Genomic DNA, 26,418 nt, shown 5'->3' with positions numbered 1-26,418 from the left:
ATGAGCCGCCCGACCTTCTACATCACAACGCCGATCTTCTACCCCAACGGCGTCCCCCATATCGGCCACGCCTATACCGCCATCGCCAGCGATGTCATCGCGCGCTTTCACCGGCTTGATGGCAAGGACGTCTTCTTTCTGACCGGTACTGATGAACACGGCCAGAAGATGCAACAGACTGCCGAAAAGGAAGGGATCACCCCGCTCGAGTTGGCGACGAAGAACTCGCAGGTCTTTAAGGATCTCTGGGCCAAGCTCAACATTTCGTACGACGACTATATTCGGACCACCGAACAACGCCATCACGCCGCTTCCCAGGCAATCTGGGATAAGATGGTCGCAAAGGGCGACATCTATCTCGATTCCTATTCCGGCTGGTATTCGGTGCGGCAAGAAGCCTTTTTCGACGAGAAGGAAACCATCGTCAGCGAAGACGGCGTCCGCCGTGAACCGTTGGGCTCACCCGTCGAATGGGTTGAAGAGGAAAGCTATTTTTTCCGCCTTTCGGCTTATGGTGAAAAGCTGCTGGCCCACTACGAGGCCAACCCGGGCTTCATCTTGCCGGCCGAGCGGCGCAACGAAGTCGCCAGTTTTGTCAAATCCGGTCTGCGTGATCTTTCGATATCGCGCACGACCTTCGATTGGGGCATCCCGGTTCCCAACGATCCCAAGCACATCATGTACGTTTGGGTCGACGCCCTGACCAATTATATCACCGCCGCTGGCTATCCGAACGAAAGCGCGGAACGGTGGAAATACTGGCCGGCCGACATCCACATGATCGGCAAGGACATCATTCGTTTTCATGCCGTTTACTGGCCTGCTTTCCTGATGAGTGCCGGGATCGAGTTGCCTAAGCGTGTTTTTGCGCACGGCTTCCTTTTCAACCGCGGCGAAAAGATGAGCAAGTCGGTGGGCAACGTGGTCGATCCGTTCGACCTCGTCGACAAATACGGCCTCGATGCCATGCGCTATTATTTCTTGCGCGAGGTATCTTTCGGCCAGGATGGCTCGTACAATCACGAGGCCATCGTCAACCGCATCAATGCCGACCTCGCCAATGATCTGGGCAACCTCGCCCAGCGCTCGCTCTCGATGGTCGCCAAAAATTGTGACGGACAGGTGCCGACGCCCGGCGAATTCACCGCCGACGACCAGGCGATCCTTTCTGCGGCCGACGCACTTCTTGAAACATCGCGCAATGCCATGGCAGACCAGGCCATCCACCAGATGCTGAACGCAGTTTGGCAGGTCGTGGCCGACGCTAACCGCTATTTCGCGGCTCAGGAGCCTTGGGCGCTACGCAAAACCGACCCTCAGCGCATGGCTACCGTTCTTTACGTCACGATAGAGGTGGTGCGCCAGGTCGCCATCCTTGCCCAGCCGGTGATGCCGGAGTCTTGCACCAAGCTGCTGGATCTCCTCGGCCTTCACGCCGAAGGGCGTGCCTTCGAGCAATTGGGCAGCTATGGCCGGCTTGCTTCCGGTACACCGCTTCCGCCGCCGCAAGGCATCTTCCCGCGCTATGTCGAAAAGGATGAAGGCGCGGCCTGATGCTAGTCGACAGCCATTGCCATCTCGATTTCGACGTGCTGGCCGAAGATATTGACGGTGTTCTGGCTCGTGCGCGCGAGAATGGCGTCAGTCATATGGTTACCATATCGACCCGCATTCGACGTTTCGAACGGCTGCTCGCCATCGCGGAAGCCCACGATAATGTCTTCTGCTCGATCGGTACACATCCCCATAATGCGCATGAAGAACTCGACATAAGCATCGACGAAATCATAGCTTTATCGCAACATCCGAAATGCGTGGCCATCGGCGAGGCAGGGCTCGACTACTACTACGATTCCTCTCCGCGTGAAGCGCAGGCTCAAGGCTTTCGTTCCCACATTGCCGCTTCGCGTCGAACCGGTCTGCCGCTCGTTATCCATGCGCGTTCGGCTGATGACGATATGATTTCAATTCTCGAGGAGGAGACGGAGCAGGGGGCCTTTCCCTTCGTTCTTCATTGCTTTTCGTCCGGCGCCGAGCTGGCCCGGCGCGGCCTCGAACTGGGTGGCTATGTTTCGTTCTCAGGCATTGTCACATTCAAGAACGCCCGGGAAATCCAAGAGGTCGCTAAATTCGTGCCGGCCGATCGCTTCCTCGTTGAAACCGATGCGCCATACCTCGCTCCCGTGCCACATCGCGGCAAATCCAACGAACCTGGCTTCGTGCGGCACACCGCCGAGAAGCTCGCTGAATTACGAGGGACTTCATTCGAAACGATTGCGGAGCAATCGACGGCGAATTTCAAAAGACTGTTTTCCAAGGCGAAACTCGACCGATGAGCACCCAGCCGGCAACCCGCATCACGGCAAGAATCCTGGGCTGCGGATCGTCCGGCGGTGTGCCGCGCATAGGCAATATTTGGGGCGCGTGCGACCCGGCCAATCCAAAAAACCGCCGCCGACGGTGCGCTTTGCTTCTTTCGGGTACCTATGAGGGCGCCGCTGGCGTCACTCGCGTGCTCATTGACGCCGGACCCGACCTGCGCGAACAGATGCTGGAGGCTCAAGTGCCCCAGATCGACGGCGTCCTGTTCACCCATGAACATGCCGATCATACGCACGGAATAGACGATCTGCGCGTATTGGCGCTGAACGCCAAGCGGCGCGTCGATGTCTATATGTCGATAGCAACGGAAGTACGGTTGCGCGAAGCCTTCGGCTACTGCTTTACCGCACCGGAAGATAGTCCGTACCCGCCCATCCTCAGTGCTCACTCCATCGCTCCCGGCGATCGCGTGGAGATCGAAGGGGCAGGGGGAAGCATGGCGATATACCCGTTCGAGCAGCAGCACGGCCCTATCACCTCGCTCGGTTTCCGGATCGGCCGCTTCGCTTATTCCTGCGACCTTTCCAGCATACCGTCCACTTCGCAATGGGCGCTTGAGGGCCTTGACACATGGGTACTCGACGCGCTGCGCTATACGCCGCACCCGAGCCATCTCAGCCTTGAGGAGTCTCTGGCTCTCATCGAGAAACACCAGCCGCGCAGCTCTATCCTGACGAACCTGCATGTCGATATGGATTACGGAACGCTGACGGCCGAACTCCCCCCAAATATCGTACCGGCCTATGACGGCATGGAGGTCGAGGTTAGCCTCTAGCGTCTTGGCCGCATATTGGGCACACTGCGCTCGATAAGGGGAAGGGCAATGAGCGTTACCGATCAGGAGCAGACGGCCGCGCGTGATACGCGCTGGGTGTTGCCTGCCACAATCCTGGGCTCCAGCCTTGGATTCATCGATGGTTCGGTGGTCAATGTGGCGCTTCCTGCCATTCAGGATGATCTGGACGCCGGGCTTGCGACCACGCAATGGGTGGTCAACGGCTACATGTTGATGCTCGCCAGCCTCATTTTGCTCGGCGGAACGGTTGGTGATCGGTTCGGACAGCGCAAGATTTTTCTTGGTGGGCTGGTGGGGTTCGCTTTCGCCTCGGTCGCATGCGCCGTCGCTCCAACGCCGATCACGCTGATCGGCGCTCGCGTAATCCAGGGCATCGCTGGCGCATTTCTCATTCCTGCAAGCCTGGCACTCATAGGTTCGGCCTATACCGGCGAAGATCGGGGTAAGGCGATCGGGACCTGGGCGGCGGCTGGTGCGATAACGACCGCTCTTGGCCCGCCTTTGGGTGGGTGGCTGGTCGACGTCGTTAACTGGCGTGCCATCTTCTATATTAACATTCCCATCGCTGCCTTGGCCCTCGTCATGGGTTATAGGATCGCCAGCGCTCCCGGCCATCGCACGTATCGCGAGTTCGACTTCGCCGGAACTCTTGCAATGGTCGGTGGGCTGGGGCTTTTGTCCTATGGGCTGATCACAGCCGGCGAAGGCAATACCGTGCTGGGAGCGATCGCAATTCTGGCGGCAATCCCATTGGCGATAGCTTTTGTCGTAATCGAGCAGCGAGCCAGCGAACCGCTCATACCGCTTGGGCTGTTTTCCAGCAGTCAGTTCTCGGGAGCCAATCTGCTGACCATAACACTTTATGCCTCTCTATCGGGTTCGCTGTTCATCCTGCCGTTCATTCTTATTTACGCTCAGGGCTATAGCGCTGCCGCGGCGGGCGCCGCGCTGCTGCCATTCTCCATCTTGCTCGGCGTGGGCTCCCGGTTTGCCGGGTCCCTCGCCAAGAGCATCGGCACGCGCACAATGCTGATCGCAGGACCCGCAACCACTGGTGCTGGTTACCTCGTCTTGGCATCGCTGGTGAATTCCGGCGGCTATTGGATCGCATTCTTTCCCGGCCTCTTCATTGTTGGGCTGGGAATGACGATAACGGTCGCGCCATTGACGACTGCGGTGTTCGACGCGGCACCAAGCGATGCCAGCGGAACGGCCTCGGGCATCAACAACGCAGCGTCTCGCGTTGGCGGGCTTATTGCCGTCGCCGCGCTGGGATTCGCTTTCGGCGGTTCGGACCTTTCGGCACTACCGCCGGAAGCGCTGACGCAATCCTATGTCTGGATCATGATCGCCGCTGCGGCACTTGCCTTCATCAGCGCGGCGACGGCGGCATCAACGATGACGAGCACTTCAGGGAAGCCGGAGGAAGTTAGTTAGAGAACGCGCTCATAGGCGCACTCATGTACGACGCGTGGAGCGGAGCCCAGGCCGTTATCGCTTATGTCGAGGCATTGGCATTTTAGAAGCGACGACAACAGTGGAACCGAACTCTCAGATGGCCATCAGTTCCATAATATATATTATGCGAATCATCCAAATGTGATCCTGCTAATGTACCAATCCCCCCAGTTAGGTCTCGATACGCGCAGATATTCAGTATGTGGGAACATTGGTCGCCAATCATAACAGCAATTGGGAGCACCCGATGCGGCATTTCGATCGGTTCGGTGGCAAGCTCGTACTTGTGCTGCTCGATAACAAGCTGATGCCTTCACTAAAGGAAGGCCGGAGCCTGTGGGGTCTCCAACGCCCATTGGTTTACACCACGGGAGATGCCGGTGACACGATCACCGTTCCGGCAGGATTTGTAACCGATCTCGCCTCAGTGCCGAGATGGGCATGGACATTGATCCCGCCTGACGGGCCGTGGGTGAAGGCGGCTATCATCCACGATTATCTTTATGACACCGGAGGAACCGGCATCTGGAAAGGTCACGATGCATCCATAACCCGGCCCAGCCCCTACAGCAGAGCAGAGGCCGACGCGATTATGAAAGAAGCGATGGAGAACCGCGGCGTCGGTAGGTTTTTCCGCACCTTGATCTATCTCGCTGTGAGGATCGGCGGCGGATCCGGATGGAAGGAAAGTCGTGCCGCCGCGGTTACTCCTATCATTGAGGACTACGTCACTGAAAACGACTGATGCCAGTTGCCCCTACTCCACCGTCACCGATTTGGCGAGGTTTCGCGGCTGATCGACATCCGTGCCCATGAAAACTGCGGTATGATATGCAAGAATCTGCACCGGAATCGCCGAAACGATCGGAGCAACGAATGAGTTCACGCGCGGCATCTCGATGATCTCACCAGCATCCTCGCCAGCTTCCTGCCGGCCGGTTGCATCGGTGATCAAAATGATTTTGCCACCGCGCGCCGCAACTTCGTGCATGTTCGAAAGCGTCTTTTCCATAAGCGGATCCGAGGGTGCAACGACAACCACCGGCATCTCTTCATTGACCAACGCAATCGGGCCATGCTTGAGCTCACCAGCCGCATAGCCCTCTGCATGGATATAGGAAATCTCCTTGAGCTTGAGCGCACCTTCCAGGGCCAAGGGAAACATCTGCCCGCGGCCGAGATAGAGAACGTCCGATGCCCGTGCGAGCTGCCTCGCGATGGTTTCAATCCGCGATTCGTGGCGCAGCGCTTCGGATACGGCGCTGGGCAGCTCAATCAAGGCGCGCACGAGCGTATGAGCTTCCGAAGCACTGAGCACACCCCGCGCCTGCCCGGCGGCAACGGCCAGGCTGGCCAGCGCGGTGAGTTGCGCTGTGAATGCTTTGGTCGAAGCTACGCCGATTTCCGGGCCGCATAAGGTGGGAAACACGACATGGCTCTCCCGAGCGATCGTCGACTCCTGCACATTGACCAGCGCGGCGATATGTTGCCCGGATTTGGCGGCATACCGCAGTGCCGCCAAAGTGTCGGCAGTCTCCCCCGATTGTGAAATGACGAGCGTCAAACCATTGTCCGGCAACGGCGGCTCGCGGTAGCGAAATTCGGAAGCAACATCGACGTCTACGGCGAGTCGCGCGTAACGCTCGAACCAGTATTTGGCCACCAGGCCCGCATAATATGCCGTGCCGCAGGCCGTTATCGTCAGTCGGGAAAGGTTGGCGAAATCGAACGGCAGCGTCTCCCGCAAGTTGACGCCCTCCGCAGTGAGATCGATATAGTGAGCCAGCGTATGGGAAATCGTTTCGGGCTGCTCATAAATCTCCTTGGCCATGAAATGGCGGTGATTGCCCTTATCCGCCAACGCGGCTGATGCCGAGGAAACCTGGCGTATCCGCTCGACGCGATTGCCCTCGAAGTCGAAGATCTCGGCCTTGCCCGGCGTGACAACCGCCCAATCTCCTTCCTCCAGATAAGTGATCTGGTTGGTGAACGGGGCCAGAGCAAACGCATCCGAGCCCAGATACATCTCTTCTTGCCCATGCCCCACGGCCAACGGCGAGCCTTGCCGCGCCGCAATCAGCAGCTTGTCATAGTCGGCGAAAAGAAACACCAATCCGAACGTGCCCCGCAACTTGGGCAGCATCCGCGCCACCGCTTCCTGCGGAGTTGCACCCCTGTCCAGGTCGCGTGTTACCCAAAGAGCGACAGACTCCGTATCTGTCTCGCTGTTCGGAAAATATCCATCCCGTGCAAGATCTTCGAGGAGATCTTTGAAGTTCTCAATTATGCCATTATGGACAACCGCAACCTTCTCCGTGGTGTGGGGATGAGCATTGCCTTCAGTCGCCCCGCCATGGGTCGCCCAGCGCGTGTGTCCGATCCCGATGATGCCTTCAAGCGGTGCTTCCGCAAGACGTCCGGCAAGATTGTTGAGCTTACCCTCAGCTCGCCGGCGATCGAGGCCGGACGGCGTAAGCGTGGCGACGCCCGCGCTATCATAGCCACGATATTCAAGCCGACGCAGCGCCTCGACCAGACGACCGGCAACAGGTTCGACCCCGATAATTCCGACGATGCCGCACATATTGCCCCCTATTTCTGCTCTTTGATCGCCTTGAAGCGCTCGTTGAGCGCTTTGCCGTAGCCAGGCTTGTTGACTTGACGCGAACGCCCTATTCCCAAAGCGTCGGCGGGTACCGGCTCGGTAATCACAGAGCCGGATGCGATATAGGCTCCATCCCCGATCTCGAGCGGCGCTACCAGGGCTGAATTCGAACCCACAAACGCGCCTTTGCCGATGATCGTTTTGGCCTTGTTGTACCCGTCATAGTTGCAGGTCACGGTGCCGGCGCCGATATTGGAATTCGCGCCGACCTCCGCGTCGCCGATATAGGTCAAGTGACTGACCTTGGCGCCCTGCCCGACGTCAGCATTCTTGACCTCGACGAAATTGCCCACCTTCGCTCCTTCCGCCAGATTGGCTCCCGGCCGAAGCCGCGCGAACGGGCCGACGCTGACTTTGGCGCCGATGTGAGCTCCTTCGATATGAGAAAAGGCATGGATCACTGCACCGGCGTCGATTTTGACGCCTGGGCCGAACACCACATTGGGCTCGATTTCCACATCGGGCGCAATCTCGGTGTCGAATGAGAAATAAACACTGTCCGGATCATGTAGCGTGACGCCGGAACGCATGAAATCCTCTCGTCGCAGGTTCTGAAACACTGCCTCGGCCCTGGCGAGTTGCGCGCGATCATTGACTCCCATGACATTGTCTTCGGGGGCGATGGCATACCCGACCGAGTGCCCTGCCCGATTGGCAAGTTCCACTAGATCGGTCAGATAATACTCACCCTGCGCATTGTCGGTACCGACCCTGTCGATCAGCGCTTGGAACACCTCGGCGCGGAACGCCAGGATACAGGCGTTGCAAATCCCGATCCGGCGTTCTTCCTCGCTAGCGTCTTTGTGCTCACGGATGGCCAGCAGCTTGTTCCCATCGGTGATGAAGCGCCCATAGCCGGTTGGATCGGACGGCTCGAACCCCAGGATTGCGGCATCCAAACCTGCGTCAAGTCGATCCATTACGCGCTTGAAATCCTCGCCACGAAGCAGCGGGTGATCACCATAAACGACAGCTATATAGCCCTGCGCTTGTGTAAAAACAGGGCGCGCCATGGAGGCGGCGTGCGCCGTTCCCCTTCGCTCGGTCTGTTCGAAAAAGACCACTTGGGGATCAATCCGGGCCATTGCTTCGCGCACAGCATCGTGACCCGGTCCCGTGACCATCGCCACTGTCACGGCTCCAGCATCGCGTGCAGCCTTAAGCACGTGACCCGCGATGGGGCGTCCGCCCACCTTATGAAGCACCTTAGGGCGGCTCGACTTCATCCGCGTGCCCTCTCCGGCCGCGAGAACGATTACTGAAAGATCGGTCATTCCATTGTCCCCAAAGGCGTCGCTGGTGCAGGCCCCTTGGCCCAACTTTGTGGCAGTACGGTGTTGGTATCCAACCTGGCAGATCGGCGTAACGTCTCCGTTTACGCTTGAGCCGCTAAAGTCAGGTTTGATCTGATTCGGCGACAAAACGGGATATATTTAGGTGCCAAGACCGATACGGTTTTCTCTTCCATCCGAAAGCGTCGAGATTGCTCCCTGGGGCATAGCCGCTCTTGTCTGTGGCGCCGTCGCGGTTCTCGCGGCCAACCTGTCATTTCTTGTCCCAACTCACGTCCTGGGCAAGCTGCACGTCCCCTATCGGGAAGGTGGCGGCGTTAATCAGATGCGCATCCAACTCGCAGAGCTTGAGCAGGATCGCAACCGTATCCTTGGAGACTATCGGGCTCTGCACGCCAGGTTCGATCTTCTCAGCGATAACAGCGATGAGGTTATCCGCCGCCTTGCCGCCGTGGAGATGAGCCTGCCGTTACTGATCGAATCATTGCCGCTCGAGAGCGATATCGACAGATCGCTCCTGACCGCATCGATCACGGACGTTACCGAGGAGGTGTACGAGGTCGAAGGCGGGACCGTGGCGGTGCGCTACAGTCCACTTTTTGATGGCGTCGCTGCCGCGCCGGCCAAGCAGCCGCTGCCTCCGGCCCTCGCCACAGAGCTTGCGCGCACCTTGGACGTCCACGCTCCAGACATGGGCTTGCCGCCGGCGTTCTAAGGCTTGATGGCGCTGCGATCCGGCGGGCTATGGTGGAGCATCCTGGTCACACCAAAGGCCTGAACCAACAAACCGGTTGACTCAACGAGACCAAGCACTATGTTCCGCGCGTCGCCAGCCGGTCGATCCGACCCGCCCGTGGTAGGGGCTCGTAGCTCAGCTGGTAGAGCACTCGACTTTTAATCGAGTTGTCCCGGGTTCGAGTCCCGGCGAGCCTACCAATCTTCTAAACCGAGGCGGAGAGCGCTATGCTCGGCGCTCGGTGCGCCGAGCATAGCTTTTTCGTCTACTCCAGTCCGACGAATGCCACGGCGTTGTGCGGATTCATTGGCACCACGATCTGGTTTTGAGCTGAATCATAACAGATCGAAGCGGCGCTCGGGATGCCTGAAGCGATGATCTCGGCCTCTTCGCCCGGCGCTATGCGCGAGATGCTGCCGAAGCGCACGCTGCTCACATACTTGGTGCCGTCCTCGAGAATGACGATGCCGTCATTGCCGCTCTCGATCGCGTTCTCGGTTTCAACGAGCTCACCATCGGGGCTGAATGTCAGCACTTCGTTATTGCCGATATTGACGACTACGATGTTGCCTTCTCCATCGATGGCAATCCCGTTGGGAGCTGCCAGCGGCGCGCCTTCAACAAAAACCGAGGTTTCCCCTTCTGGGCTGATCGCATAAACGCGCTCGGGCTCGCGGGTGTTGGAAACATAGATCGTGCCTTCCGACACAGCGATTCCATTGAGGAATGTCGCATCCTCGATCTCGTAGGAATCGCCAGGCTCACCTGTTTCCAGATCAAAGGTCCGCACGGTATTGAGATCCGCGACGTAAAGGGTTCCATCGGCAATGGCACTGCCCAGCGGATGGTTAAGCGTCAGGCCATCGCGAGTGGCGCCAATCCACTTGCTCGTATGGACAGTGCCGTCCGGGTTGAGCAACGAGACGTAGCCATCATTTTCGATTGCATCTTGGGGGGCGCCGGCATTCATCACGAGGATGAGGTTGCGATCGGCATCGAACGTGCAGCTCTCCGCAAAGTGAAAACTGCCAAAAACGCGGACGTTATCGGTCGGCGTAGTTTCTTCGCCGGCCTCATTGACTACGCTGAGCGGAGCGCCGGCGGCAAAGGGTTGTTCGGCATCTCCTCCAGCCGATTGAGCAAATGCGGTAGAGCTCAGGAGAGCGAGAGTTCCAGCAAGAGCGATTCTAATCATAAGCAACTTCCTCCTTGTGCTTCAATCAATGATGCCCGGAGCGAACAAAGATCACAAGCGCTAAGCGCCTGGTACGTCCTGTCGCACCCCCTGCTCGACTCAGAGTTCAGTAACTTTGCCCGCGTATAGATCGAGGCGCGGCACAGAAAGTTGCCGGCCCAAGGAGTGCAGGACGCATGCGATTGATTGCCGGAACCGTCATCATCTTCCTATCCGTTCTCGGCGGCTATGCCGCTATGGGTGGGCATTTGGAGGTCCTCTGGCAGCCCTTTGAGGCCGTTATCATCTTGGGCGCTGCTATCGGCGCCTTCATTATCGGCAACCCAAAGGCCGTGCTCAAGCAAAGCCTTGGGGTTCTCGGATCGCTTTTTCGCGGCCCACGCTACAACAAGCAGTCTTATGTCGAACTGCTTGGCCTTCAATTCTCGATCTTCAAGCTCGTTCAGTCAAAGGGGCTTCTTGCCCTTGAGCAGCATGTGGAGAATCCGGAGCAATCGGATTTGTTCGCCCGGTTTCCCACATTCGCAAAGAACCACCATGCCGTAGAGTTCATGTGCGACTACCTGCGAATGATAACGCTTGGCACCTACGCGGTTCATGAGCTTGAGTCATTGATGGACGAAGAACTGGAAACCCATCACCAGGAACAGGAGCGGGTGGTTGCTGCCGTTCAGGCTCTTGCCGACGCGACGCCTGCCCTTGGTATCGTCGCGGCGGTGCTCGGCGTCATCAAGACCATGGGGGCTATCACCGAGCCGCCCGAAGTGCTCGGCCACCTGATCGGCGGCGCTTTGGTGGGCACTTTCCTCGGGGTTTTTTGTGCTTACGGCTTTTTCGGTCCGATGGCCCAGGCCCTCCGCAATACCAATGAGGCTGAGTCGAAGTATTTTCTTTCGATGAAGGCCGGGCTGCTGGCTCACGTTGCCGGATATCCTCCGGTCATCGCCATTGAGTTCGCCCGCAAGGCCGTGATGTCGGAGGACCGTCCCACCTTTGCTGAAGTCGACAAGGCGACCAGCGACCTCAAGATGGCCCAATAAGGTCCGGGAGACGTCGAACCATGTCGCGCGCCAACGGAACAATTATCATCAAGAAGAGCAAAAAGGGCGGCCACAGTCACCACGGCGGCGCCTGGAAGATCGCTTACGCTGACTTCGTAACAGCGATGATGGCATTCTTTCTGCTCATGTGGCTGATCAACATGACCACGCCCGAACAGAAACAAGGCCTGGCGAACTATTTCGCACCGCCAAACGTGAGTGAAAGCCTCAGCGGGTCCGGCGGTGCGATGGCTGGCCGCGCGATGGATACCATGGGCGCGATGACCAGCAGTTCAGACGCTGAAGGCATTGCTGATACTGATGGCGAGGAGAACTCGGCCATCGAGGCTGCCGCAGGCAATGTCCGCGACACCGAAGCCGCAGAGAAAGATTCATCGGCAAACCTTTCGTCCACGGACCCGCAGCTCTTCCACAGCGCAGCCGCCAGCATTCGCCAAGCCTGGGAAGCTATGCCCGAGATCACCGAAATATCGGATAATCTGATCGTTGAGGCGACCGAGGAAGGACTTGATATCCAGATCATCGATCAGCGCGGTCGTCCAATGTTTCAGGAAGGATCCAAGTATCCTTACGAATGGATGCGCGCCGCCATCGCCGCTATTGCGCCGACGCTGGAGCGTCTCCCCAATCAGGTTCGTATTTCCGGCCACACAGCCGCCGGTGTCGTCTATTCGGACCCGGCATACACAGCTTGGGAGCTCTCGACCGATAGAGCCAATACCGTTCGCTCGATCCTTGGAGAGTTCGGCCTCTCCAACGAGCGCATCCATTCCGTGGTTGGCCGCGCCAGCAGTGAACCCTACTTCGTCAACGATCCCTACCTGGCCTCCAATGAACGCATAAGGATTACGGTGATCAACGAGGCCTCCCCTATTCCGCTCAACATGGCTCCCTAGCCACGTCCGTCTTGCTCCTCCGTCGAACGCGCACTAATGCTAGGCGCAACAGAGATACGGGGACGATAGATAGATGGCCTTTATTCGTTTCAGTCTTGCCGCGCTTGGGGTATCTGCGCTCGTGGCCACGGCCACTCCGGTGTCTGCCCAAAACGTTCATATCTCCCGTCTCTACGAGCAGGTTCTCGAAAACATTAACTATACGGAACCCGGCCATGTCCTGGATTCCTTCGGCGTCGTTCGCGTCGATGAAGGACAAGCGATCCGCCTGGCCCTCGATGTTCCTGCCAACACATCCGTTCAGGTCATGGGCGATTGCGACGAGGACTGCATCGATCTCGATCTTGGCGTCTACAACAGTGTAGGCAAGCTCCTGGGCGAGGATCGACTCGACGACTACTATCCCATCGTCACCTTTGTTTCGGAAGCTGACGGTCGTATCGAGCTCGAATTGGACCTCGTCGATTGCGAAACATCCTATTGCTACACCGCTTATTCGGTATTCATCGAAGGGGCCGAATAGGCAATGAATTCGATTTCCAGCAGGCTGAAGGCGATTGCCATTACGCTTGCCTTTTTTGCGCTCAGCTCTTTCGTTTTGCTCGCGCTCGTTTGGGGCCTCGTTGCCCTTCCCTTTCCGGTGCCGTTCGAAGGCAATCTGGCTCGCTATCGTCCTCACGACACTGTGGCGGTTCTTTCCGATCTCCGTCTGCCGAACACTCTGGCGGCTGCATTCCTGGTCGCGACAGGGCTGGTTCTGGTTTTTTCGAGCGCCTATCTCGACAAGATGATAGCTGTATTCGCCGACGTCCTGCTTATGCTCATGGCTGCATTGGCAGGGTTTGTGGCCGGCTATTGGCTGCTGCTCAGGCTCGCCGGATACGAGAATTTCCTGCAGCTTGGTTTTCTCCAATCGGCGCTGATTTCCCCCGTTGTCGTATTCGCTGTCTCATTAGTTTCGCCCACACGTCTGCGTACATCGCTTCTGCTGCGCATTTTAGCCATAGCGGTGCTGTTTGTGGCTGCACCGCTTATGTTGGTTCTATTGCCCTGATGAACGCAATCTGAACAGCCGATTCCGGCCTGGTTCAATGCGGATGCGTCAAGCTCACGGCATCAATCAGTAACACGATCCAAGAGCCCAATATGTTCGATCTCGCAACCCGTCTGGGTGCGGCGTGCCTTGCATTGACCGCACTCGCATCTCCACTCGCCGCAAGCACCCCAACGCCAGTCGGCGATTGGGAACTGGCAAGCGGTGAATCCCGCTTCCAAATCACCACCTGCGGCGACAACGTCCTGTGCGCGAAGCTCACCTGGCTACGGGAGGATGTCAAAGCCCATGCCGACCTGTCCAGCTATCTTAATGACTATGTCATGCAGGGTGCGGTGCCGTCCGGCGTCAACACCTGGAGTGGAACCGTCTCCTATAACGGCGGTACGTACTCGGGCAATCTGACTCTGGTTGATGCCGATACGCTGCGGCTGAGCGGCTGCATGGGCATCTTCTGCAAGTCCATGGAGCTGGAGCGCATTTAAACCTTCATTCATGCTCCGGGTTGCCGACTTCGGCAATGACAAATTCGTGTCGCATTTTTGCGGGCTTATCGTTCAGGCATCAAGCCAACAGAAGGGAACAGGAACTTTCGGATGTCCGTCACGTTCCAATCCCAATGCATATAGAAGCCCGCAACAAGCGGGCAGGAATTCTTGCCATGAAACGATTTGTCTTCGCTCTCGCTACGATCGCGGTTGTAACCCCCGCATTTGCTCAATTTGATACCTCGCCCGTGCCATCGGAAGATCAGAAGGTCTTTATCTTCGGCGGCCGCATGGGCGAATCCGATATGGCGGGAATGCTCAATCCCTTCACTGCCGAGTATGAAGAGGCCATTGTCCTCGGCGGCGGCTACCAGCATTTTCTCATCGAGCCGATCGAAGATCTCAAATTCGGTCTCGAGGCTGGAGCTGCCGTGAGAACAGGCGAAGAGACGACTGGCGAAGTCTGGGGTGGCGTTGTGGGACGCTACGATGGGTTCGTGGTCGGAGATACGCTTCGTATCTCGCCCTCATTGACTTTTGGCGCAAGCGCGGTAACCGGAACCATGGGAACGGAAGCCGAGCGCGAAGCTATAGACGGGCTGCCTGGCGACTTTCTATTCTACCTCAGCCCTGAGATCAGCTTTTCGAGTGTGGAGAATCCCAGCTCGGAAGTCTTCTGGCGCCTCCACCATCGATCCGGAGCGTGGAATACCTTCGGCGGTGGCGGCTCAGCCAATGCAACGACGATCGGTATACGCACAAGCTTTTGAGCGTGCCGCTCAAGCAGCCAGCGTTACGACGACAGCGCCGCGGCGCGTGGCAACCACCGTGTGCTCATACTGAACGCACGGCGCCGCAGGCACACTGACCAGCGTCCATGGATCGTTAAGGGATTTCTCCTCGGCCATCTGCCCACCCAGCGACAGGAACGGCTCGACGGTGAAAACCAAACCATCGCCGATGCGGCGACGCTCGGAGCGATCGGGCCAGGTCGGAATTTCCCCCGGCTCGTCGTGCAAACCATAGCCAATCCCGTGGCTGGCAAGGTTGCGCAGAAGCGTATAGCCGTTGGTTCCAGCGAATCTGCCGATCGCCTCGCCAATCTCGGCCAGCCGCCCGCCGGCCTTCACCGCTCGGATGCCCGTCCACATCGCTTTCTTGCCGTCGCGACATAACCTTTCGATGCGACGGTTCGCGGGAGGAACGATGTAGGACGCGCCCGTGTCAGCAAAGATACCATCCTTTTCCGCCGACACGTCGATATTGACCAGATCGCCCGGGCCGATAACTCGCTGCCCCGGAATACCATGTGCCACTTCTTCGTTGACTGATATGCATGTCGCGCCGGGGAAATCGTAGGTCACCTGCGGAGCCGAGCGTGCGCCGTGATCGTCGAGCACTTTGCGCCCGATATCATCGAGTTCCTGCGTGGTCATCCCCGGCTCGAGTGCTTCAGCCATTCGATCACGCGCGATGGCGCAAATCCTGCCGATGGCCTTGAGGCGTTCAAGTTCTTCTTCCGAAGTGATAGTCATGGTCAGCCCTTGAGCGAATGGAAATGAGCCAATAGGCCTTGAGTTGAGCTGTCGTGAGCTTGGGCGGTCTCGGCACTCTCGACTTCAGATAGCAAGGCCTTGGCGAGTTGCTTGCCCAACTCCACACCCCATTGGTCGTAAGAATTGACATTCCAGATGGCGCCCTGCACGAAAACCTTGTGCTCGTAAAGCGCCACCAGCTTACCCAACGTCTCCGGATCCAGCCTGGAATAAAGAATTGTGTTGGAGGGGCGGTTTCCCGAGAAAACCTTGTGCGGCAGCAAGGCTTTGATCTCATCCTTGCTCAAGCCCGCACCCTTGAGTTCGGTCAAAACCTCGTCCTCGGTCTTGCCCAACATCAATGCTTCGGATTGCGCCAGACAGTTGGCGACGAGCTTGGCGTGATGCGGCGACAGGTCTTCATGCGGATTGGCAGCTAGCAGGAAATCGCACGGAACGACGCTCGTCCCCTGGTGAATGAGCTGGTAGAACGCGTGCTGCCCATTGGTGCCGGGCTCTCCCCAAATGACCGGGCCGGTTTCCCAGCCGACATCCTTGCCGTTGAGCGTCACCGATTTTCCGTTCGACTCCATATCCTGCTGCTGAAGATAGGCAGGGAAACGTGACAGACGCTGATCGTAAGGGAGAACCGCGTGGGTCGCGAAACCCCAGGCGTTACGGTACCAAACTCCCATGAGCCCCATGATGACCGGCAGGTTCTGTTCCAGCGGAGCGGTGAGGAAATGCTGGTCCATTTCCCCTGCCCCGCGCAGGAAGGCTTCGAAGTTCTCATAACCAACGGCTATCGCCACTGGCAGGCCAATGGCCGACCACACCGAATAGCGACCACCAACCCAGTCCCAGAACCCGAAGATGCGGTCTTCGCGGATTCCGAAGAACTGGCACCCCTCGATATTGGTAGAAACCGCAGCGAAGTGGTCGTTCACCGCCTCTTCGCCAAGCGACTTGGCAAGCCAGGCCCGCGCGGTCTGTGCGTTGGTCATGGTCTCGTCGGTCGTGAACGTCTTCGAAGCGACGATGAACAGGGTTTTCGCCGGATCGAGACCCTTGAGCGTATCGTGAATATGCGCACCATCGACATTTGAAACGTAGTGGGCGCGCAAGTTCGGCCGCGTATAGGGCGCAAGAGCGAGCGTCACCATAGCCGGACCAAGGTCCGATCCACCGATGCCGATATTGACTACGTCCGTGAACTGTTCGCCCGTCGCCCCCCGGATGGCCCCGTCGCGCACATCATTGGAAAATCCCTTGATGCGAACCAGAACATCGCGCACCGCCGGCATCACGTCGGCGCCATCTACGAGCACGGGCGCCTCACCGAAATGGCGCAGTGCCATGTGAAGCACGGACCGGCGCTCGGTGACGTTGATCGGCTTGCCAGACCACATGTCGTCGCGCCGGCCTTCTACATCGACCGCCCGAGCAAGGTCGAACAGCGCGGCCATCGACTGGCTATCGATTCGGTTCTTCGAGTAGTCGAGCAGAATATCGCCAAAGTGCGCGGAGTAAGTCGAGAACCGCTCCGGGTCATGCGCGAACAGTTCGCGCATCGTCGTCCCCGAAAGGCGCTTTCTGTGCTGCTTGAGGTCTTCGAAAGCTGCCTTACGGATTTTGTTCGACATGGTTTTCCCCTATTCGAGAGCGGGCAGATCGCCCTTGGCCCAGCCCTCGCGGACCGAAGCGCAATATTGGTCGAAAGCAGAGCTTTCAATCGCATTTCGCATCCCGGCCATCAACTCCTGATAATAAGAGAGATTGATCTGGCTAAGGATCATCGCACCCAGAATTTCTTCGCTGCGCACGAGATGATGCAGATAGGCGCGGGAGAACCGCCGGGCGGTAGGGTTGGACGAAAGCTCGTCAAGCGGCCGATTGTCGTCCTTGTGACGGGCGTTCTTGAGATTGATGACGCCAAAGCGTGTATAGGCATGACCATGTCGCCCGGCGCGCGTGGGATGCACGCAGTCGAACATGTCGATACCACGCCCTACGGCACCGAGCAGATCGTCCGGCTTTCCTACACCCATAAGATAACGGGGCCTGTCGGAAGGCAGCTCGGGCGTGATCTCTTCGATCACCTTGAACATAACCTGTTGCGGCTCGCCTACGGCCAGTCCACCAACGGCATAGCCGTGAAAGCCGATATCGACGAGGCCAGCCGCCGAACGCGACCTGAGTTTGGGATCATCGCCCCCCTGGACGATTCCGAATAGGGCGCGGCCCTTGGCATCGTCGAAGGCCCGCTTCGAACGTTCAGCCCAACGGATCGAGAGCTCCATAGCTCGTTCGAGTTCATCGCGCTCGGCCGGCAGAGCCACGCATTCGTCGAGCTGCATGATGACATCGGAGTCCAGCAGCTTTTGAATTTCGATCGAGCGTTCCGGCGTAAGGCTGTGGGAGGACCCGTCAATATGGGATTTGAACGTCACCCCGTTCTCGTCGAGCTTCCGGAGCTTGGCGAGGCTCATCACCTGGAATCCACCGGAATCGGTGAGAATCGGCCGCTGCCAATCCATGAACTCATGCAGCCCGCCCAGGCGTGCTACCCGCTCGGCGCCAGGCCGAAGCATGAGGTGATATGTGTTGCCCAGAAGAATATCGGCGCCGGTCTCGCGCACCTGCTCGGGATAGAGCGCCTTCACGGTTCCGGCCGTCCCGACGGGCATGAAGGCCGGGGTTCTGATCTCGCCGCGCGGCGTGTCGATCTGCCCCCGCCGCGCCATTCCATCGGTGGTGGCAAGGGTGAACTGGAAGCGTTCGGTCATCTATCGGCTCGGAACAGCAGCGAAGAGTCGCCGTAGGAGTAGAAGCGGTAATTGGCGTCGATGGCGTGCTTGTAGGCTTTGTGCATGGTCTCCAATCCGCAAAAGGACGAAACCAGCATGAACAGCGTTGAACGCGGCAGGTGAAAATTGGTCATCAGCACGTCAACGACACGGAACGTGAATCCCGGCGTGATAAAGATGTCCGTCTCATCGGCAAATGGCTCGAGAATGCCTGCTCTCCGCGCAGCGCTTTCGAGCAGCCGCAAGCTGGTCGTTCCCACAGCCACAATGCGCGCTCCTGCCGACTTTGCTGCGTTGATGCGCTCCACCGTCTCGGGGGAAACAACTCCCCATTCGGAATGCATGGTGTGATCTTCGGTATCGTCGGCCTTCATCGGCAGGAAGGTCCCTGCCCCCACATGAAGTGTCACGCGCTCGATCTGGATGCCTTTTGCTTCCAGTCGCTCCAGAAGCTCGGGTGTAAAGTGCAATCCTGCCGTCGGGGCGGCGACGGCGCCGTCATGCTCTGCATATACCGTCTGATAGTCGGACTTGTCGCGCTCTTCTATCTTCCGTTTGGCGCCGATGTAGGGTGGCAACGGCATCGCCCCACGGGCCTTGATGGCTTCGTCGAGCGTGGCATCGGAAAAATCGAAAGCCAGCGTCACCTGCCCGTCTTCAACCGCTTCCACCGTGGCGAACAACTCGTCCAGCATGCAGACTTCGGACGTGGCACCGAACACCACCCGGTCGCCAACCTTCAACCGCTTGGCCGGGCGTGCGAACGCAAGCCAGGTATGGCCATCAACACGCTTGTGCAGATTGAATGAAACCGAAGCAACGTATTCATCCCGGTGTCGTAGGCCCTTGAGCTCGGCGGGAATAACGCGAGTGTCGTTGACGACAAGGACGTCGCCGGACCGCAAAATATTCTCGAGGTCGGTAACCACCCGGTCCGAGAGCGAGCCATCGGCACCCACAACCAGCATTTTCGCGCTGTCTCGCGGCGACACTGGATGGAGGGCGATCCGGTCCTCAGGTAAATCGAAGTCGAAAAGGTCGACCTTCATCGTATGTAATCCGAGGACCGGTAAATGTCAGGCGGCGTCGGCGGCGACGCGCATGGAAACGATGCGGTCCGGATTGCGGACCGGCTCGCCACGTTCGAGCTGATCGACGGCATCCATGCCCTCGATCACCTTGCCGAACACTGAATACTGGCCATTGAGCCAGGGCGCATCGTCAAAGCAAATGAAGAACTGGGAATTGGCAGAGTTGGGGTTCGAAGAACGAGCCGCCGAAACCGTGCCGCGCACATGCTTTTCCTGGCTGAACTCGGCCTTCAGGTCAGGCTTATCCGAACCGCCGGTGCCGTTACCCTTCGGGCAACCAACCTGCGCCATGAAACCGTCGATCACACGATGGAAGACGATGCCGTCGTAAAAGCCTTCGCGAGCCAGTTCTTTGATGCGCTCGGCATGGTTGGGGGCCAGGTCCGGGCGCAGTTCGATGACGACCTTGCCTTTGCTGGTTTCCATGATGATCGTGTTTTCAGGATCGGCGTAATCGGCCATGAGAGGCCTCCTTGTCTTGCTTATTGAGGCTCTGCTACGCGCAGAGAAACCATGATGTCGGGGTTTGCGACAGCGCCGTTCGCGCTGGCCGGCCCTTTTTCCAACCCGTCGATCAACTCCATGCCCGAAACGACATGGCCGAACAACGTATACTGGCCGTTCAGATGTGGAGAATCCGCGGTTACGATGAAGAACTGCGAATTGGCCGAATTGGGATCCATCGACCGGGCCATGCCCAACGTCCCGCGCACGAACGGCTCGTTCGAGAACTCGGCGGCAAGATCGGGCAAATCGGAACCGCCGGTGCCATTGCCCAATGGATCTCCAGTCTGGGCCATGAAGCCGTCGATCACGCGATGGAATTTCAATCCGTCATAAAAGCCCGAATTGGCCAGTTCGGTGATCCGCGACACATGTTCGGGGGCCAGGTCGGGGCGAAGTGCAATCGTCACTTCGCCGCTTTCCAGCATAAGGGTGGCAATCGGTGTGTCGGCAGGAACTTCGGCAGGCGTTTGAGCCATGGCCGGCGTCTGCCCGAACGGCAGATAGGGCCAGGCAACCATTGCACCAAACAGTGTGACAAAGGCGAAGACGAGGGCACCAACCACGCGGTTGGTCGGTTTGGCAGCATGTCCAGCCATTATTGCTCCAGGAGTTTTAGAACCAAACGAGGTACGAAGGGCGAAACGTCGCCCCCCATTTCCGCTATCTGGCGCACCAGCGTTGCGGAAATGTGGCGGACATAGGGACTCGATGGCACGAATACCGTCTGAATGTCCGGAGCCATCTGCGCGTTCATGCCCACCATCTGCATTTCGTAATTGTAGTCGGTGGTATCGCGCAAGCCGCGAATAACCAACCCGGCACCGAGCCGCTGCGCTGCGTGAACCATCAAGCCGTCGAATTCGACGATCTCGATCTTTACGCCCTTCCGCGTTCCGATCGCTCCCGCGGTCTCGACCAGAAGGTCACGCCGTTGCGCCGCTGTCAGCATCGGCTTTTTCGCCGCATGAACGCCTATGCCGACGATCAGGCGGTCGACGAGCTTGCACGCCCGCTCGATCACATCCAGATGGCCGTTTGTAACCGGATCGAACGATCCGGGGTAAAAGCCCACACGTTCAGTCATGCCGGTTTTTGTCATGCCCGGCGCTGCAGCGCAAGCCAGATGCCCCCGCCAATCAGGACGGCGCCCGAGACCCGGTTGACCAGACGCACACGCGCAGCGCTGATCCAGTGCCGCGCCTGCCCTGCCAGCACCGCATAGACTGAATCACTCAGCGTCGTCGCCAACATGAAAAGCCCGCCCAACAGCAGAATCTGGGGAAACGCGGCGCTGCTCTCCACGACGAACTGCGGCAGGAATGCTCCGAACATCAGCAGCGCTTTTGGGTTGGACCAGATGACGATGAAGCCCTGCATGACATAGCCGCGCAGAGTGCGGTGCCGCTCGGCTTCCCCAGCTTCGATCCGGCCGCTCGACCGCAGCATCTTATAGCCGAGCCACACAAGGTAGGCGGCGCCGATCATCTTGATCCAATCGAACGCCCATCCCATTACACTCATCACCGCTTCCATCCCAAGCGCAACAACCAGGATCATTGAGACGAGCCCCAATTGCGTACCCAGGATGATGGCCATGCCGGCCAAGGTTCCGCGCGCAAGGGCACTTGCGATGATAACCGTGACCGTGGGGCCTGGAACTACCGCGATAAAAAACGAAGCCAGCAGAAAGGCGAGAAGGGAGGAAAATTCGAGCATGGCAGCCTCCGAAGAGCCGTCAGCTAGCCACGGCCTCCTGCACTTGGCAAGAGGCCATGGCACAGCAACAACTACTCTTCGGCGTCCGGCGCCTCTGACATTTCGGCCGGCCCCTCATCGTCGCCATTTTCCGGCTCGCTGATGCGCTCGACCGAGACGACCCTTTCGTCGGCCGCCGTGCGGAAGATGGTGACGCCCTGACTCGAACGCCCGACAATGCGGATCCCGTCCACCGGCACCCGGATGACCTGCCCGCCATTGGTCACCAGCATGAGCTGGTTTTCATCCTCAACGGGGAACGAGCCCACCAACTTGCCGTTTCGGGCGTTGACCGCCATGGCAACGATGCCTTTGCCCCCGCGCCCGGTAATCCGGTACTCGAACGACGAGGTCCGCTTGCCGTAACCCTTTTCCGAGATCGTCAATACGAACTGCTCAGATGCGCTCATCGCGGCATACCGATCCTGGTCGAGCGGAGCATCGCCCGCTGCTTCTTCGTCGCTGTCGCCCGCTTCCTCGGTCTCGCCGCGCACGGCACGGCTCATCTTGAGGTAAGCAGCGCGCTCGTCGGCAGAGGCTTCGAAATGCCGTAGAATCGACATGGCGATCACTTCATCGCCTTCAGCGAGATTGATCCCGCGTACGCCCGTCGAATCTCGGCCCTTGAACACGCGAACATCGGTGATCGCAAACCGGATGCACTGCCCGTTGGCCGTGGTGATCAGGATGTCGTCACTTTCGCTGGCAGTCTCGACGCCCACGATCCCGTCGCCCTCATCGAGCTTCATGGCGATCTTGCCGTTCTGCCGCACTTCCACGAAGTCCGACAGCTTGTTGCGCCGGACATTGCCCGAACGCGTGGCAAACATCACATCGAGGCTTTCCCAGCTCGATTCATCCTCGGGCAACGGCATGATCGAGGTGATGCGCTCGCCCTCTTCAAGCGGCAGCATGTTGATCAGCGCCTTGCCGCGCGCATTGGGCGCCGCCACCGGCAGCCGCCAGACCTTCATCTTGTAGACGATGCCGCGCGAGGAAAAGAACAGAACGGGTGTATGGGTGTTGGCGACGAACAGCCGCGAGACGAAATCCTCGTCTCTCGTGGACATACCCGAGCGCCCTTTCCCGCCCCTTCGCTGGGCGCGATAGGTCGAGAGCGGGACACGCTTGATGTAGCCGGCATGGCTGACCGTCACCACCATGTCTTCGCGCGCGATCAGGTCCTCGTCGTCCAGATCACCGGCAAATTCGTCGATCTGAGTCAGACGTGGCGTGGCGTATTGATCGCGCACCTCCGCCAGTTCGTCGCGAATGATCGCCAGCACACGGTCTCGCGAGCGCAGGATATCGAGATAGTCCTTGATCTGCTCGCCGAGCGTATTGAGTTCGTCACCGATCTCGTTCCGCCCCAGGGCGGTCAGGCGAGACAGTGTCAGAGCCAGAATGGCGCGGGCCTGCTCGTCAGACAGGCGGAAGGTGCCGTCATCGTTCACCTTGTGCCGCGGATCGTCGATCAACCCGATGAGGTCGATCACATCGGCCGCCGGCCAATCGCGTTCAAGCAGCTTTTCGCGCGCCGTGGCGGGGTCCGGCGATGAGCGGATCAGCCGGATAACCTCGTCCACATTGTTGACCGCCACCAGGAGGCCGACCAACACGTGGGCACGGTCACGCGCCTTGTTGAGCAGGAACCGCGTACGCCGGGTGATCACCGTCTCGCGGAACTGCAGGAACGCCTCGAGGATCGCCTTGAGCGGCATGATCTCGGGCTTGCCGCCATTGAGCGCCACGAAATTGCAGCCGAACGAGGTCTGCAGCATCGAGTAGCGATAAAGCTGATTGAGCACGACATCGGCCACGGCGTCGCGCTTCAATTCTATCACGACCCGCATGCCCTGCCGGTCGGATTCATCGCGGATGTCGGAGATGCCCTCGATGCGCTTGTCGCGTACCATCTCGGCGATCTTCTCGATCATCGTCGCCTTGTTCACCTGATAGGGAATCTCGTGGACGATGAGCGCCTCGCGCTCCTTGCGCACCTCTTCGACGGTCACACGGCTGCGCATCAGGATCGAACCGCGCCCCGTTTCATAGGCGGACCGAATACCCGATTTGCCGATAATGATGCCGGCCGTTGGAAAGTCCGGTCCAGGCATGATTTCCATCAGCTCATCGACCGTGATGCCCGGATTGTCCATCACGGCGAGGCACGCATCGATCACCTCTCCCAGATTATGGCTGGGGATATTGGTGGCCATGCCCACCGCGATGCCGCCGCCGCCATTGACGAGCAGGTTGGGAAAGCGCGCCGGCAGAACCGTCGGCTCTTTCTCGCTCGCATCATAGTTGTCGCGGAAATCGACGGTATCCTTGTCGAGATCCTCGAGCAGCGATCCGGTGACCTTTTCCATGCGTGCTTCAGTGTATCGCATGGCTGCCGGCATATCGCCGTCCACGGAGCCGAAATTGCCTTGTCCATCGATCAGCGGCACGCGCATGGAGAAATCCTGCGCCATGCGAACCAACGACATATAGACCGCATCGTCCGAGTGCGGGTGATACTTACCGATCACGTCACCGACCACGCGGGCCGATTTGCGGTAGGGCTTGTTGTATTCGTATCCCTGCTCATGCATCGAAAAGAGGATGCGGCGGTGAACGGGCTTCAGCCCATCGCGCACATCGGGCAAGGCCCGGCTCACGATCACGCTCATGGCGTAATCGAGATAGGACTTGCGCATCTCGTCGGTTATCGAGATCGGGTTGATGTCGGAGGGCAGCATGCCGCCCGCGTCATCTTCTGGCGTGTCTGTCACGATACTCGTTTCTGCACTGATTCTGCTGGCAATCGGTTTATTCGATTCCGCCGGCAGATGCCAGTTTCACAGGCTCTCATGGCGTAATCCTGGCGCATTTTCCTGCCAAACAGAGGCCTATGTTATCGATTACATGAATTTGCTTGCCCAAGTCGCCACAATCGGTTGAATGGCGCATGCGAGAAGATCTTTTTCGAGTTCGAGTTCCCGATGTCAGACCTAGCCACTTCCCGCGGCTCGGCGCCGCTCTATTTCGGTATGCGCGGCGACCGCATTGCCGTTTCGATCCTGTTTCTGATGAATGGCTTTCTGGTTGGTAGCTGGGCTCCCAAAATTCCTGTGCTCATGGCCCGGCTGGGTATCACCGAGTCGGTTATGGGCCTGTTGATCCTGGTGTTCGGGCTCGGCTCGATCGTGATCATGCCCATATTCGGCACCCTGACGGCCCGCAGTGGTTCAGCCCCGATCCTCAAACTGGCTGCACTGATCGTGCTCCCCCTGCTGCCGTTGATTTCGCTGGCCCCCGAACTGGTGACGACCGCGATCGTGGTCTTTGCTTTCGGCGGCTTCATCGGCGGCATGGACGTGGCCATGAATACCAATGCCGTCGAAGTCGAAAAGCGCATGGGACGAGCCATCATGTCCTCCTGCCACGGCTTTTGGAGCCTCGGTGGCTTGTTGGGCGCCTCGATTGGCGGCCTTCTGCTCGGCTCGATCGGTGAGTTCGGTCATTCAGTTGCAGTGACGATCATCGCAGCAATCATCACCCTTCCCGTGCTGCCGCTGATTGCTCAGGATCAGCCAACGGCCGAGGCCAGGGCATCCACACCCCTGCGCTTCCCTTCGTTACCCCTGCCCTATCTTGTGGGCACAATGGCGTTGTTCTCGATGATACCGGAAGGGGCGATCCTCGATTGGAGCGCGGTCTATCTGCAGCGCGACCACGGTGCGTCCATCGAACTGGCATCGTTCGGCTTCGCCGCCTTTTCGGCCACCATGGCCATCATGCGCTTCGCCGGCGATGCCATCCGCCAGCGTCTGGGCGCGGTTTTAACGCTCAGGGTCTGCGGCTGCTTTGCGCTCACGGGAATGATCCTCGCCTCGGTCGCCCCCACCCCGGAACTTGTCATCACCGGTTTTGCCATCGCCGGCATCGGCATATCCAACATGGTTCCGATCGCCTTTTCCGCCGCCGGCAACTTGCCGGGCGTACCCCCTGGTATCGGACTGTCCATTGTGACGGTCACTGGATATTCGGGCATCCTTGTTGCCCCCTCGGCCATCGGCTTCATTGCCGAACACACGGGATTTTCTCCGGTATTGCTGGGTACGGCAGGCCTGATCCTTGTCACTCTCGCGTTCTCTTCACTCGCCAGATATGCAAACTTTCGGGCTGAGCATTGAAGCGGAACTGACTTTCCCCTGGTCCGTTCCCCCGTTCGACCTCAAGGAACAGGAGACGCTCCATGCAGGAAATGGATTTCAACCTCGACAACAAGGTTTGGGTATTGGTTGCCGACGGGGAAAAGGCGCTGTTCTTTGAAAATGTGGGGAACCGCAAGACCCCGGATTTCAAAGTTGTGAAAGAACTGGCGCAGAACAATCCCGCCACGCGCGAGCAGGGAACAGACAGCCCCGGACGCCGCAGCGACAATGGTGTGGGACAGAAAAGCGCTATGGAGGAAACTGACTGGCACCGGCTGGCCGAGGATCGTTTCGCCAAGGATGCCGCCGAGCTCCTTTACAAATATGCACACCGTAACCGCTTCAGGGAAATCGTGCTCTGCGCTGCGCCGCGCATCCTGGGAGAGTTGCGCAAGGAGCTGCACGCCGAAGTTTCAGCCAAGGTCATCGGCGAGGTGCCCAAGAACCTGACGAACCACCCCGTCGATCAGATCGAGCGCATTTTGAGCGCCGGCTAAG

The 26,418-nt window shown here is 58.8% G+C and carries 26 protein-coding genes and 1 tRNA gene; 15 read left to right on the top strand and 12 right to left on the bottom strand.

Features of this window, described 5'->3' with window-relative positions; translation table 11 throughout:
* The 5 genes from metG (at position 1) to NO932_RS09500 (ending at position 5,381) form a co-directional block, all read left to right on the top strand.
* Entirely contained in the window at positions 1-1,554 is a 1,554-nt protein-coding gene (gene metG / locus NO932_RS09520) for a methionine--tRNA ligase (protein WP_309207166.1), read from the top strand.
* On the top strand, positions 1,554-2,336 hold the full coding sequence (locus tag NO932_RS09515; RefSeq protein WP_309207164.1) for a TatD family hydrolase: 783 nt from the start codon (positions 1,554-1,556) through the stop codon (positions 2,334-2,336). The genes metG and NO932_RS09515 overlap by 1 nt, the downstream gene beginning before the upstream one ends.
* Positions 2,333-3,157: an MBL fold metallo-hydrolase gene (locus NO932_RS09510; protein WP_309207161.1), complete on the top strand. Its 825-nt coding sequence runs from the start codon at positions 2,333-2,335 to the stop codon at positions 3,155-3,157. Before NO932_RS09515 ends, NO932_RS09510 begins: the two co-directional genes overlap by 4 nt.
* A gap of 48 nt (positions 3,158-3,205) precedes the next feature.
* On the top strand, positions 3,206-4,615 hold the full coding sequence (locus tag NO932_RS09505) for an MFS transporter (RefSeq protein WP_309207159.1): 1,410 nt from the start codon (positions 3,206-3,208) through the stop codon (positions 4,613-4,615).
* A gap of 268 nt (positions 4,616-4,883) precedes the next feature.
* A complete protein-coding gene (locus NO932_RS09500; RefSeq protein ID WP_309207157.1) occupies positions 4,884-5,381 on the top strand; it encodes a DUF1353 domain-containing protein in 498 nt (165 codons plus the stop codon).
* 12 nt (positions 5,382-5,393) lie between these two features.
* Here the strand turns inward: NO932_RS09500 and glmS are convergent, their stop codons facing one another.
* Positions 5,394-7,220 carry a glutamine--fructose-6-phosphate transaminase (isomerizing) gene (gene glmS / locus NO932_RS09495; protein ID WP_309207154.1) on the bottom strand — a complete coding sequence of 609 codons (1,827 nt, stop codon included), beginning with the start codon at positions 7,218-7,220 and terminating at the stop codon, positions 5,394-5,396.
* Between the two features lie 8 nt (positions 7,221-7,228).
* Positions 7,229-8,575: a bifunctional UDP-N-acetylglucosamine diphosphorylase/glucosamine-1-phosphate N-acetyltransferase GlmU gene (glmU, locus tag NO932_RS09490; RefSeq protein WP_309207152.1), complete on the bottom strand. Its 1,347-nt coding sequence runs from the start codon at positions 8,573-8,575 to the stop codon at positions 7,229-7,231.
* A gap of 163 nt (positions 8,576-8,738) precedes the next feature.
* On the opposite strand from glmU, the gene NO932_RS09485 reads away from it, so the two are divergent.
* Positions 8,739-9,308 carry a hypothetical protein gene (locus tag NO932_RS09485; protein WP_309207149.1) on the top strand — a complete coding sequence of 190 codons (570 nt, stop codon included), beginning with the start codon at positions 8,739-8,741 and terminating at the stop codon, positions 9,306-9,308.
* A gap of 145 nt (positions 9,309-9,453) precedes the next feature.
* A tRNA-Lys gene (locus NO932_RS09480) sits at positions 9,454-9,529 on the top strand.
* Between the two features lie 65 nt (positions 9,530-9,594).
* On the opposite strand, the gene NO932_RS09475 is transcribed toward NO932_RS09480, so the two are convergent.
* The gene (locus tag NO932_RS09475) at positions 9,595-10,524 is read right to left on the bottom strand and encodes an SMP-30/gluconolactonase/LRE family protein (protein ID WP_309207147.1); all 930 of its coding nucleotides are present in this window, start codon (positions 10,522-10,524) and stop codon (positions 9,595-9,597) included.
* Between the two features lie 176 nt (positions 10,525-10,700).
* On the opposite strand from NO932_RS09475, the gene motA reads away from it, so the two are divergent.
* The 6 genes from motA (at position 10,701) to NO932_RS09445 (ending at position 14,793) form a co-directional block, all read left to right on the top strand.
* Positions 10,701-11,564 carry a flagellar motor stator protein MotA gene (motA, locus tag NO932_RS09470; RefSeq protein ID WP_309161254.1) on the top strand — a complete coding sequence of 288 codons (864 nt, stop codon included), beginning with the start codon at positions 10,701-10,703 and terminating at the stop codon, positions 11,562-11,564.
* Between the two features lie 20 nt (positions 11,565-11,584).
* Positions 11,585-12,481, top strand: coding sequence for a flagellar motor protein MotB (locus NO932_RS09465; RefSeq protein ID WP_309210969.1), 897 nt, complete (start codon positions 11,585-11,587; stop codon positions 12,479-12,481).
* Between the two features lie 73 nt (positions 12,482-12,554).
* Positions 12,555-13,004 (top strand): hypothetical protein, encoded by a 450-nt coding sequence (locus NO932_RS09460; protein ID WP_309210968.1) that lies wholly within the window; start codon positions 12,555-12,557, stop codon positions 13,002-13,004.
* A gap of 3 nt (positions 13,005-13,007) precedes the next feature.
* A complete protein-coding gene (locus NO932_RS09455; protein WP_309210967.1) occupies positions 13,008-13,535 on the top strand; it encodes a hypothetical protein in 528 nt (175 codons plus the stop codon).
* 92 nt (positions 13,536-13,627) lie between these two features.
* Complete coding sequence (locus NO932_RS09450; protein WP_309210966.1) at positions 13,628-14,020, top strand: DUF2147 domain-containing protein; 393 nt, start codon at positions 13,628-13,630, stop codon at positions 14,018-14,020.
* 176 nt (positions 14,021-14,196) lie between these two features.
* The gene (locus NO932_RS09445; protein ID WP_309210965.1) at positions 14,197-14,793 is read left to right on the top strand and encodes a hypothetical protein; all 597 of its coding nucleotides are present in this window, start codon (positions 14,197-14,199) and stop codon (positions 14,791-14,793) included.
* 9 nt (positions 14,794-14,802) lie between these two features.
* On the opposite strand, the gene map is transcribed toward NO932_RS09445, so the two are convergent.
* The 9 genes from map to gyrA all read right to left on the bottom strand — a co-directional run bounded on the left by map (position 14,803) and on the right by gyrA (position 24,462).
* On the bottom strand, positions 14,803-15,558 hold the full coding sequence (map, locus tag NO932_RS09440) for a type I methionyl aminopeptidase (RefSeq protein ID WP_309210964.1): 756 nt from the start codon (positions 15,556-15,558) through the stop codon (positions 14,803-14,805).
* Positions 15,559-15,560: 2 nt separating this feature from the next.
* Positions 15,561-17,201 carry a glucose-6-phosphate isomerase gene (gene pgi / locus NO932_RS09435; RefSeq protein WP_309210962.1) on the bottom strand — a complete coding sequence of 547 codons (1,641 nt, stop codon included), beginning with the start codon at positions 17,199-17,201 and terminating at the stop codon, positions 15,561-15,563.
* Positions 17,202-17,210: 9 nt separating this feature from the next.
* Positions 17,211-18,344 carry a tRNA guanosine(34) transglycosylase Tgt gene (gene tgt, locus NO932_RS09430; RefSeq protein WP_309210961.1) on the bottom strand — a complete coding sequence of 378 codons (1,134 nt, stop codon included), beginning with the start codon at positions 18,342-18,344 and terminating at the stop codon, positions 17,211-17,213.
* Positions 18,341-19,414: a tRNA preQ1(34) S-adenosylmethionine ribosyltransferase-isomerase QueA gene (gene queA, locus NO932_RS09425; RefSeq protein ID WP_309210959.1), complete on the bottom strand. Its 1,074-nt coding sequence runs from the start codon at positions 19,412-19,414 to the stop codon at positions 18,341-18,343. The genes tgt and queA overlap by 4 nt, the downstream gene beginning before the upstream one ends.
* Positions 19,415-19,441: 27 nt before the next feature.
* Positions 19,442-19,918: a peptidylprolyl isomerase gene (locus NO932_RS09420; RefSeq protein WP_309210958.1), complete on the bottom strand. Its 477-nt coding sequence runs from the start codon at positions 19,916-19,918 to the stop codon at positions 19,442-19,444.
* Positions 19,919-19,938: 20 nt separating this feature from the next.
* Complete coding sequence (locus tag NO932_RS09415; protein WP_375142867.1) at positions 19,939-20,559, bottom strand: peptidylprolyl isomerase; 621 nt, start codon at positions 20,557-20,559, stop codon at positions 19,939-19,941.
* Positions 20,559-21,047 carry a pantetheine-phosphate adenylyltransferase gene (gene coaD, locus NO932_RS09410; protein WP_309161267.1) on the bottom strand — a complete coding sequence of 163 codons (489 nt, stop codon included), beginning with the start codon at positions 21,045-21,047 and terminating at the stop codon, positions 20,559-20,561. Before coaD ends, NO932_RS09415 begins: the two co-directional genes overlap by 1 nt.
* Before the next feature lie 11 nt (positions 21,048-21,058).
* Positions 21,059-21,679 (bottom strand): LysE family translocator, encoded by a 621-nt coding sequence (locus tag NO932_RS09405; protein ID WP_309210957.1) that lies wholly within the window; start codon positions 21,677-21,679, stop codon positions 21,059-21,061.
* Positions 21,680-21,750: 71 nt separating this feature from the next.
* Complete coding sequence (gene gyrA / locus NO932_RS09400; protein WP_309211015.1) at positions 21,751-24,462, bottom strand: DNA gyrase subunit A; 2,712 nt, start codon at positions 24,460-24,462, stop codon at positions 21,751-21,753.
* Between the two features lie 243 nt (positions 24,463-24,705).
* Here gyrA and NO932_RS09395 point away from each other — a divergent pair, with 243 nt between their 5' ends.
* A complete protein-coding gene (locus NO932_RS09395; RefSeq protein WP_309210956.1) occupies positions 24,706-25,899 on the top strand; it encodes an MFS transporter in 1,194 nt (397 codons plus the stop codon).
* 62 nt (positions 25,900-25,961) lie between these two features.
* Positions 25,962-26,417 (top strand): host attachment family protein, encoded by a 456-nt coding sequence (locus tag NO932_RS09390; protein ID WP_309161270.1) that lies wholly within the window; start codon positions 25,962-25,964, stop codon positions 26,415-26,417.
* Position 26,418: the final 1 nt, after the last annotated feature.

The organism is Pelagibacterium sp. 26DY04 (assembly GCF_031202305.1).
In the GTDB taxonomy this organism is placed as follows: domain Bacteria; phylum Pseudomonadota; class Alphaproteobacteria; order Rhizobiales; family Devosiaceae; genus Pelagibacterium.
The sequence above is the reverse complement of the archived record's forward strand: the minus strand, read 5'-3'. Positions and strand labels throughout refer to the sequence as shown.

Excerpts from the sequence above, each read along its gene's own strand:
- NO932_RS09390 (WP_309161270.1), top strand. The coding sequence starts at position 25,962 with ATGCAGGAAATGGATTTCAACCTCGACAACAAGGTTTGGGTATTGGTT.
- glmU (WP_309207152.1), bottom strand. The coding sequence starts at position 8,575 with ATGACCGATCTTTCAGTAATCGTTCTCGCGGCCGGAGAGGGCACGCGG.
- gyrA (WP_309211015.1), bottom strand. The coding sequence starts at position 24,462 with ATGCTGCCCTCCGACATCAACCCGATCTCGATAACCGACGAGATGCGC.
- map (WP_309210964.1), bottom strand. The coding sequence starts at position 15,558 with ATGACTATCACTTCGGAAGAAGAACTTGAACGCCTCAAGGCCATCGGC.
- NO932_RS09475 (WP_309207147.1), bottom strand. The coding sequence starts at position 10,524 with ATGATTAGAATCGCTCTTGCTGGAACTCTCGCTCTCCTGAGCTCTACC.
- NO932_RS09420 (WP_309210958.1), bottom strand. The coding sequence starts at position 19,918 with ATGGCCGATTACGCCGATCCTGAAAACACGATCATCATGGAAACCAGC.
- NO932_RS09505 (WP_309207159.1), top strand. The coding sequence starts at position 3,206 with ATGAGCGTTACCGATCAGGAGCAGACGGCCGCGCGTGATACGCGCTGG.
- tgt (WP_309210961.1), bottom strand. The coding sequence starts at position 18,344 with ATGACCGAACGCTTCCAGTTCACCCTTGCCACCACCGATGGAATGGCG.
- NO932_RS09405 (WP_309210957.1), bottom strand. The coding sequence starts at position 21,679 with ATGCTCGAATTTTCCTCCCTTCTCGCCTTTCTGCTGGCTTCGTTTTTT.
- glmS (WP_309207154.1), bottom strand. The coding sequence starts at position 7,220 with ATGTGCGGCATCGTCGGAATTATCGGGGTCGAACCTGTTGCCGGTCGT.
- NO932_RS09395 (WP_309210956.1), top strand. The coding sequence starts at position 24,706 with ATGTCAGACCTAGCCACTTCCCGCGGCTCGGCGCCGCTCTATTTCGGT.
- queA (WP_309210959.1), bottom strand. The coding sequence starts at position 19,414 with ATGAAGGTCGACCTTTTCGACTTCGATTTACCTGAGGACCGGATCGCC.
- NO932_RS09445 (WP_309210965.1), top strand. The coding sequence starts at position 14,197 with ATGAAACGATTTGTCTTCGCTCTCGCTACGATCGCGGTTGTAACCCCC.
- NO932_RS09455 (WP_309210967.1), top strand. The coding sequence starts at position 13,008 with ATGAATTCGATTTCCAGCAGGCTGAAGGCGATTGCCATTACGCTTGCC.
- NO932_RS09460 (WP_309210968.1), top strand. The coding sequence starts at position 12,555 with ATGGCCTTTATTCGTTTCAGTCTTGCCGCGCTTGGGGTATCTGCGCTC.
- NO932_RS09500 (WP_309207157.1), top strand. The coding sequence starts at position 4,884 with ATGCGGCATTTCGATCGGTTCGGTGGCAAGCTCGTACTTGTGCTGCTC.
- coaD (WP_309161267.1), bottom strand. The coding sequence starts at position 21,047 with ATGACTGAACGTGTGGGCTTTTACCCCGGATCGTTCGATCCGGTTACA.
- NO932_RS09450 (WP_309210966.1), top strand. The coding sequence starts at position 13,628 with ATGTTCGATCTCGCAACCCGTCTGGGTGCGGCGTGCCTTGCATTGACC.
- pgi (WP_309210962.1), bottom strand. The coding sequence starts at position 17,201 with ATGTCGAACAAAATCCGTAAGGCAGCTTTCGAAGACCTCAAGCAGCAC.
- NO932_RS09510 (WP_309207161.1), top strand. The coding sequence starts at position 2,333 with ATGAGCACCCAGCCGGCAACCCGCATCACGGCAAGAATCCTGGGCTGC.
- motA (WP_309161254.1), top strand. The coding sequence starts at position 10,701 with ATGCGATTGATTGCCGGAACCGTCATCATCTTCCTATCCGTTCTCGGC.
- NO932_RS09415 (WP_375142867.1), bottom strand. The coding sequence starts at position 20,559 with ATGGCTGGACATGCTGCCAAACCGACCAACCGCGTGGTTGGTGCCCTC.
- NO932_RS09465 (WP_309210969.1), top strand. The coding sequence starts at position 11,585 with ATGTCGCGCGCCAACGGAACAATTATCATCAAGAAGAGCAAAAAGGGC.
- NO932_RS09515 (WP_309207164.1), top strand. The coding sequence starts at position 1,554 with ATGCTAGTCGACAGCCATTGCCATCTCGATTTCGACGTGCTGGCCGAA.
- metG (WP_309207166.1), top strand. The coding sequence starts at position 1 with ATGAGCCGCCCGACCTTCTACATCACAACGCCGATCTTCTACCCCAAC.